The 8,010-nt window shown below is 66.5% G+C and carries 8 protein-coding genes; 3 read left to right on the forward strand and 5 right to left on the reverse strand.

Annotated elements, in window-relative coordinates:
* The first annotated feature begins 38 nt into the window (after positions 1-38).
* Both Q0W90_RS21230 and Q0W90_RS21235 read left to right on the forward strand, forming a co-directional pair.
* Positions 39-866, forward strand: coding sequence for an SDR family NAD(P)-dependent oxidoreductase (locus tag Q0W90_RS21230; RefSeq protein ID WP_297698251.1), 828 nt, complete (start codon positions 39-41; stop codon positions 864-866).
* Between the two features lie 167 nt (positions 867-1,033).
* Entirely contained in the window at positions 1,034-1,885 is an 852-nt protein-coding gene (locus Q0W90_RS21235) for an SDR family NAD(P)-dependent oxidoreductase (protein WP_297698249.1), read from the forward strand.
* Positions 1,886-1,954: 69 nt separating this feature from the next.
* Here the strand turns inward: Q0W90_RS21235 and Q0W90_RS21240 are convergent, their stop codons facing one another.
* From Q0W90_RS21240 to Q0W90_RS21250, 3 genes are all read right to left on the reverse strand, one after another.
* On the reverse strand, positions 1,955-2,827 hold the full coding sequence (locus Q0W90_RS21240; RefSeq protein ID WP_297593076.1) for a glycine betaine ABC transporter substrate-binding protein: 873 nt from the start codon (positions 2,825-2,827) through the stop codon (positions 1,955-1,957).
* Positions 2,824-4,023, reverse strand: a complete 1,200-nt coding sequence (locus Q0W90_RS21245) for an NADP-dependent malic enzyme (protein WP_297698247.1) — start codon at positions 4,021-4,023, stop codon at positions 2,824-2,826. Before Q0W90_RS21245 ends, Q0W90_RS21240 begins: the two co-directional genes overlap by 4 nt.
* A gap of 114 nt (positions 4,024-4,137) precedes the next feature.
* Positions 4,138-5,127, reverse strand: coding sequence for a malate dehydrogenase (locus Q0W90_RS21250; protein WP_297776398.1), 990 nt, complete (start codon positions 5,125-5,127; stop codon positions 4,138-4,140).
* Positions 5,128-5,318: 191 nt separating this feature from the next.
* Between Q0W90_RS21250 and corA the strand changes: the two genes are divergently transcribed.
* Positions 5,319-6,404: a magnesium/cobalt transporter CorA gene (gene corA, locus Q0W90_RS21255; RefSeq protein ID WP_297593070.1), complete on the forward strand. Its 1,086-nt coding sequence runs from the start codon at positions 5,319-5,321 to the stop codon at positions 6,402-6,404.
* A 16-nt stretch (positions 6,405-6,420) separates the two neighbouring features.
* On the opposite strand, the gene Q0W90_RS21260 is transcribed toward corA, so the two are convergent.
* Complete coding sequence (locus Q0W90_RS21260) at positions 6,421-7,014, reverse strand: suppressor of fused domain protein (RefSeq protein ID WP_297593068.1); 594 nt, start codon at positions 7,012-7,014, stop codon at positions 6,421-6,423.
* Positions 7,011-8,010, reverse strand: a 1,000-nt coding sequence (locus Q0W90_RS21265) for an ATP-binding cassette domain-containing protein (protein WP_297776400.1), incomplete at its 5' end; no start/stop codon positions are given. The genes Q0W90_RS21260 and Q0W90_RS21265, both read right to left, overlap by 4 nt.

Below are 8,010 nucleotides of genomic sequence, written 5' to 3' on the forward strand. Positions count from 1 at the left end.
AGCCTCGACGCATACGGGCCGACAAAGGAAGGGTGCTCATGCAAGGGTTCGCCGGCAAGGTCGCGGTGGTGACGGGCGCAGGGTCGGGTATCGGGCAGGCGCTGGCCCTGGAGTTGGGCCGCTCGGGCGCCAAGGTGGCCATCAGTGACGTCGACCTCGACGGTCTCGCCCGGACCGAGGAACAGCTGAAGGCCATCGGTGCGCCGGTCAAGGCGGATCGCCTCGACGTGACCGAGCGCGAAGCCTTCCTGGCCTACGCCGACGCGGTCAAAGAGCACTTCGGCACGGTCAACCAGATCTACAACAACGCCGGCATCGCCTTCACCGGTGACATCGAAGTCAGCCAGTTCAAGGACATCGAGCGCGTGATGGACGTCGACTTCTGGGGAGTCGTCAACGGCACCAAGGCGTTCCTTCCGCACCTGATCGCCTCCGGCGACGGACACGTGATCAACGTCTCCAGCGTGTTCGGGCTCTTCTCGGTCCCCGGCCAGGCGGCCTACAACTCGGCCAAGTTCGCCGTCCGCGGCTTTACCGAGGCGCTACGCCAGGAGATGGTGGCGGCCGGCCAGCCGGTGGCGGTGACGACGGTGCATCCGGGCGGCATCAAAACCGCGATCGCGCGCAACGCCACCACCGCCGAGGGCCTCGACCAGGCCGAGCTGGCCAAGTTGTTCGACAAACGGCTGGCCAAGACCACCCCGGACCGGGCGGCCCAGATCATCCTGGACGCGGTGCGGAAGAAGAAGGCGCGAGTGCTGGTCGGGCCGGACGCCAAGGTGTTGGACATCCTGGTGCGGCTGACGGGTTCGGGTTATCAGCGGCTGTTCGGGCCCGTCATGGGCCGGTTGCTGCCCAAGCAGTGATCGATCTCTCAGTTCGCCGGGTGCTCGCTCCTGCCCAGCTCAGGCGCCACTCCTCCGGGTCGCGCGCGGCGTCGGCGATCGCCGATTCACCATTTCGCCCTGCTTTGGCCACCACCGCTGGTAACGATTAGCGTCAACGCGGTCAAACCTCCACGAGGGAGTGTTGCATGGATGGGTTCGCCGGCAAGGTCGCCGTGGTCACCGGAGCGGGTTCGGGCATCGGCCAGGCGCTGGCGGTTCAGCTGGGCCGCGCCGGCGCCAAGGTGGCGATCAGCGACGTCGACACCGCGGGACTGGCGCAGACCGCCGCGCAACTGACGGCGATCGGCGCGCCGGTCAAATCCGACCAGCTCGACGTGACCGAGCGCAACGCCTTCCTGGCCTACGCCGACGCGATCAACGAACATTTCGGTGCGGTCAACCAGATCTACAACAACGCCGGCATCACGTTCATCGGATCCATCGAGGACAGCCGGTTCAAGGACATCGAACGCGTGATGGACGTCGACTTCTGGGGAGTCGTCAACGGCACCAAGGCGTTCCTTCCGCACCTGATCGCCTCCGGCGACGGACACGTCATCAACATCTCGAGCGCGCTCGGCCTGTTTTCGGCGCCCGGGCAGGCGGCATACGTCTCGGCGAAGTTCGCCGTCCGGGGATTCACCGAGGCCCTGCACCAGGAGATGGCGCGGGCCGGCCACCCGGTGCGGGTGACGACGGTGCATCCGGGCGGCATCAAAACCGCGTTCGCCCGCAACGCCACCGGCGTCGAGGGGCTCGACCACGCCGAGCTGGCCACACTGTTCGAGGAACAGCAGGCGAAGACCACCCCGGAGCGCGCGGCTCAGCTCATCCTCGAAGGGGTGCGCAAGCACAAGGCCCGGGTGCTGGTCGGGCCGGACGTCAAGGCGATGGACCTGCTGGTCCGGGTCGGCGGTCCGAACTATGAGCGATTGGTGCGCGGCCCCGTGCTGGGCCGGCTTCAGCAGTTCGTGCACCGCCTGATGCCCAAGCGCTGACCCGGTCGATGAGCGCGTGGATACGCGCGAAGACAGCCGGGGCCACGACTCCAGACGCGACCCCGCCCTTCAGCGCCCGAGTGGGTGTTCGCCGAGCCAGCCCGCCGCCGCAGCCTGCGGGTCGGCACCGGCCGCCACTTGCCGACGCATGTCGACCAGCGCCGCGGTGTCCAGCACGCCCGCCACTTCGTTGATCGCCAACAGTTGCCGATCGCTGAGCGCGTTGCGGCGATAAAGCGGCACCACGTTCTCGGCCCGAATCAATGCTGGCTTGCCGTCGGCCAGCGCGACGAGATCGGCGGGGGCGCCGGGGTCGGCGGTGGTCGTCCACCCCGCGGTCAGCTGTCCGGCCTCAACCGCTGCGAACATCGCTGTGCCATTGGGGAATTCGCGTGGAGCGGGAAGCCGGCAGGGGCCGACCTCCGATGGCGGCCGGCGCCCCGTGACGGTCCCGACGACGAGGCCGTCGCAATGTTGCGGCAGTGTGCTCAAGTCCGCGCTGACATCGCTGCCGCCCCACGCCTGGGCAGTGGCTCGACTCACCAGCAGCACGGGTTTGTCCTCGGCGGCCGTCGTGTAGTCGCCCGCCGCAATGCCCTCGGGTAGCGCGGCGATCATCGCGCGGTAGACGTCCTTGTCGGACATCGCGGTTGCTCCGGGTTGCAGGGCCTGCAACACACGGCCGGTGAAGGCGGGAACGACGGTGACTGCACCCGAATCCAATTGGGCCTTCGGGTCGGTGGTCGTCTGGAAGCGCGCGCCAAAACCGTAGGACCGCAAGGCGGCAACGTAGACGCCGGCCAGCAGGCTCGAATCGGCGTCAGGCCGGGACGCGACCACCACTTCCGCGCGGGCACGACGATCGCCCCCGGTGTCGGTCGCGCAACCGGCCACGGCGAGTACGACGGCGAGCAGCGGTGCCGCCAGCCTGCCGATTCTCACCCCTCGAAGAGGGAAGTGTCGGACGCGATCGCCACGGCCGCGGCGACCGCTTCCCCGACGCGCAGGTCCAGCGGGCTGGGAACGATCCGGTCGGGCGCAAGGTCGTCGCTGACGACGGAGAAGATCGCCTCAGCCGCGGCGACCATCATCTTCTCGGTTATCCGGCGGGCGCCGGCTTCCAGCGCACCGCGGAACACCCCTGGGAATGCCAGCACGTTGTTGATCTGGTTCGGGAAATCGCTGCGGCCGGTGGCCACAACCGAGGCGTACTTGGCCGCGATCTGCGGATGGATCTCCGGATCGGGGTTGGACAGTGCGAACACGATCCCGTTGGGCGCCATCGTGGCGATCATCTCTTCGGGGACCACGCCGCCCGACAGACCGAGGAACACGTCGGCGCCCCGGATCGCTTCCGCCGCGCTGCCGGTCAGTCCGGCGGGATTGGTCCGCCGTGCCAGAGCCACCTTGACGTCGTTCATGTCGTCTCGGGCGGTGTGCAGAATTCCACGCGAGTCGAGCACTGTGATATCGGAAACACCCATCACCATAAGAAGATTGGTGCATGCCACGCCGGCGGCACCGGCTCCGGAAACCACCACCTTCAGCGAGCTCATGTCCCGGCCGAGTAGCTTGCTCGCACCCATGAGTGCGGCCAGCACCACGATGGCGGTGCCGTGCTGGTCGTCGTGCATCACCGGGCAATCCAGCGCCTCGATGGCTCGACGTTCGATCTCGAAGCAGCGCGGCGCCGAGATGTCCTCGAGGTTGACCGCGCCGAACGTCGGGCGCAGGCGCACCAGGGTCTCCACGATCTCGTCGGGATCCTTGGTGTCCAACACGATCGGGATGGCGTTCAGCCCTCCATACGCCTGGAACAGGGCGCACTTGCCCTCCATGACCGGCAGCGACGCGGCGGGCCCGAGGTCGCCCAGGCCGAGCACCGCGCTGCCGTCGCTGACCACGGCAACCAGCCGGTTCGCCCAGGTGTAGCGGGCCGCCTGAGCGTGGTCAGCGGCGATCGCACGGCTGACCTGTGCCACGCCGGGGGTATAGGCGATCGACAAAGCGCGCTGGGTGTCCAGCGGGGAGGTCAGGCTTACCGAAAGCTTGCCGCCTACGTGTGCCTCGAAGATCTCGGCGTCGGTGATCGCATCATGCTTGGCCTGCGTCTGTATCGATTCAAGCAATTCGGACACGGGCTTCAGGGTACTGACTACCCATTAGTAGGCCTAATTGGTGACGTGGATCTCACCGGGCCGAACGCCGCGCCCGCCGATGGCGGCGACCCGCTACGCCCGGCGACCGCCGCGCTAGATCAGCTTGAGCTCGGTGACAGCGGTGCGCTCGTCCACCAGCTCGGCAGTGGTCTTGTCGATGCGGCCGCGGGAGAACTCGTCGATCTCCAGTCCCTGCACGATCGACCAGTCGCCGTCCTTCGTGGTCACTGGGAACGACGACACGATGCCCTCGGGCACGCCGTAGGAGCCATCGGAGAAGACCGCCATGGACACCCAGTCACCCTCCGGGCTGCCCAGCAGCCAGGAGCGGGCGGCGTCGACGGTCGCCGAGGCGGCCGACGCGGCCGAGGACGCGCCGCGCGCGTCGATGATCGCCGCGCCGCGCTTGGCGACCGTCGGGATGAAGTCGTTCTCGATCCAGTTTTGGTCGTTGACGACCTCGGCGGCGTTCTTGCCGCCGACCTCGGCGTGGAAGATGTCGGGGTACTGGGTCGCGGAGTGGTTGCCCCAGATCGTCACCTTCTTGATGTCGGTGACCGCGGCACCGGTCTTCTTGGCCAGCTGGGAGATCGCCCGGTTGTGGTCCAGGCGGGTCAGCGCCGAGAACCGCTCCTTGGGGATGTCGGGGGCGTTGCTCAGCGCGATCAGCGCGTTGGTGTTGGCCGGGTTGCCGGTCACGCCGATGCGGACGTCGTCGGCGGCGACCGCGTTGAGCGCCTTGCCCTGGGCGGTGAAGATCGCGCCGTTGGCCTCCAGCAGGTCGCTGCGCTCCATGCCCGGGCCGCGCGGCCGCGCGCCGACGAGCAGGGCCAAGTTCACGCCGTCGAAGATCTTGTTCGCGTCCGCGCCGATCTCGACGCCGGACAGCAGCGGGAAGGCGCAGTCGTCGAGCTCCATCACGACGCCCTCGAGCGCCTTGAGCGCGGGCTCGATCTCAAGGAGGCGCAACTCGATCGGGCGGTCGGGGCCCAGCAACGAGCCACTCGCCAGGCGGAACAACAGGCTGTAGCCGATCTGGCCGGCGGCGCCGGTGACGGCGACCCTGAGAGGACTTGCGCTCACGTCGATGTGCTCCTTGTGGAGATGTTCGTGCAGATTCGGGTTTCGGCTCGAAACTAGCGCACCCGCACCGGCCGACAACCTCCGGTCCGCTACCAGGGCTTTCTGCGACACCTGATCGTCAGGCTTTGAACAGCCGGGACGCGTAGCATGGAGCACCGCCTGGTCGGACCTGCATTGCGTGGGAGGTGGATGTGTTCCAAGGATTCGACGCACTGCCCGAGGCGCTTCGGCCGCTTGCGCAGGAACCGGACCCGCAACCTCAACCCAAGGAAACGCTGGTTGACTGCGCCGTCTACGCCGACGGACACCGCTTGCCCGGAAAGATCGGTTACGCCGCCTCCCTGGACAAGGTGCGCGAGATCGAAGCGCTGGGGCACGAAGGATTCGTCTGGGTGGGCCTGCGCGAACCCAACCAGGCCCAGATGCAGGAAGTAGCCGACGTTTTCGGGCTGCATCCGCTGGCCGTGGAAGACGCGGTGTGTGCCCATCAGCGGCCCAAGGTGGAGCGGTACGACGACACACTGTTCCTTGTCCTCAAGACCGTCAACTACGTCCGCCACGAATCGGTGGTGCTGGCCCGCGAGATCGTCGAGACCGGCGAGATCATGGTCTTCGTCGGCCGCGATTTCGTGGTCACGGTCCGCCACGGTGAACACGGCGGGCTGTCCGACGTGCGCAAGCGGATGGACGGCGACCCCCAGCAGATGCGGCTGGGCCCCTACGCGGTGATGCACGCGATCGCCGACCATGTGGTGGACCACTACCTCGAGGTGAGCAGTTTGATGTTGTCGGACATCGACAGCATCGAGGGTCTGGCGTTCGCTCCGGGCAGCAAGATCGACGTCGAGCCGATCTATCTGCTCAAGCGCGAAGTCGTGGAGCTGCGCCGGTGCGTCAACCCGCTGTCGGCCGCGTTCCACCGGATCCAGATGGACAACAAAGACGTGATCTCCAAGGAATTGCGGCGCTATCTGCGCGACGTCGCCGACCACCACTCCGAGGCGGCGGACCAGATCGCCAGCTACGACGACACTCTCAACTCGTTGATCCAGGCGGCATTGGCCCGGGTCGGGATGCAGCAGAACAACGACATGCGCAAGATGGCGGCCTGGGCCGGCATCTTGGCGGTCCCCACGATGGTCGCCGCCATCTACGGGATGAATTTCCATTTCATGCCCGAGCTGAACTGGACGTGGGGCTACCCGGGGATCATGGCCGGCATGGTCGTCGTCTGCCTGGTCCTGTATTTCCAATTCCGCAACCGCAACTGGCTGTAACGTTCCCTGCCGAGCATCAGCTGGGCTGTGCGGCAGGGCGATTCGGGTTCAGCACATCGACGCCGTCGTTATCCCACGCTTGCCGCATCGCCTCGGCACCTTTCAGCCGCACCCACGCCGCTTCGGTCGCGGTGATCGGAGTCGCCGACAAGAATCGCACCGGGTCGCGGGGCGGCTCCAATGGCAGATCCCGGATTTCGCTGGCGCCCAACAGCACGGCGGTGAATGGCACCCGAATTGACGGTGATTCCCATAGCGGCGCGCCGAGGTCGACCAGCGCGTCGGCACTCAGCACGGCACCCTCGACGGACGGAGTCGCCGCCAGGATCGCGAGACTGCGGGCGACTCCGGTGATCGGGCCGGAACCGCGTAATTGTAGGACGATTTCGGCGCGCGGGCCGCGCACCGGGTCGGCGATGTCCAGGGTCGGTTCGGCCATCGGGTGGCGCGAGCAGCCCAACGAAACGTAATGCACCAACCCGTTTGGCCCGCGGAATCGCAGCACGTCGATGGTCTCGGTGCCCAGGAACGTCACGCTCGCCGAATCGGGCTCGACGTCGCCAAAGTGAGCGCGCACATGTGCACGCACCTGCTCCAAGGGCTGTGTCATCGCGAGCCCGACGGCGCGATGGTCAGGTTGGTCCCCGAGCCGGCGTCGAAGACCGCCAGCTTTGTGGTGTCGAACGCCAATTCGATCGACTGCCCGATGACCGCTTTGGATTCGGCGGGACCCCTTGCCACGAACTGACTTTCGTGTGCGTCACCCTCGGCGAGCAGTTCGTCCAGTTGGGCCGAGTGCGCGGCCCACGCCGGGGTGGAGAAGTACACATACTTGTCAGCGCCTAGCGATTCGACCAAGTCGACTTTCACCTCGAAGGTCAGCGCGGTGATGCGCTGATAACCGTCGATCAACGCGGCGTCGGACAGATGCTCGGGTCGCACACCGACGATGACGTTGTCGGGGGTGGGATGCTGGGCGATCAGGTCTCGGGTTTCCGGTTTCAGCATCACCTCCCCGAACGGCAGCGTCAGACCGACGGGCGTCAACGTGGCGGGAAAGAAATTCATCGCCGGCGAACCGATGAATCCCGCGACGAACAAGTTGGCCGGATGTTCGTAAAGCTCGTCAGGTGTGCCGATCTGCTGTGCAACGCCGGAATGCATCACCGCCACGCGGTCACCCAGGGTCATGGCCTCGGTCTGGTCGTGGGTGACGTAGACGGTCGTCGTGCCCAGCCTCTTCTGCAGCCTGGCGATCTCGCCGCGCATCTGGACACGCAGTTTGGCGTCCAGGTTGGATAACGGCTCGTCCATCAAAAATGCCTTGGGATGACGAACGATCGCGCGACCCATCGCCACCCGCTGGCGCTGCCCACCGGACAATTGCGATGGCTTGCGGTCCAGGAAATCGGTTAGATCAAGGGTTTTGGCGGTCTCGGAGACCTTCTGCTCGATCTCGGACTTTTTCATCTTCGCCAGCGTCAATGGAAACGCGATGTTTTGGCGCACGGTCATGTGCGGGTACAGCGCGTAGGACTGGAACACCATCGCGATATCGCGGTCTTTGGGCGCTCGCTCATTCACCCGTTCGCCGCCGATGCGCAAC

The sequence above is a fragment of the Mycobacterium sp. genome, from assembly GCF_025933915.1.
GTDB lineage: Bacteria > Actinomycetota > Actinomycetes > Mycobacteriales > Mycobacteriaceae > Mycobacterium.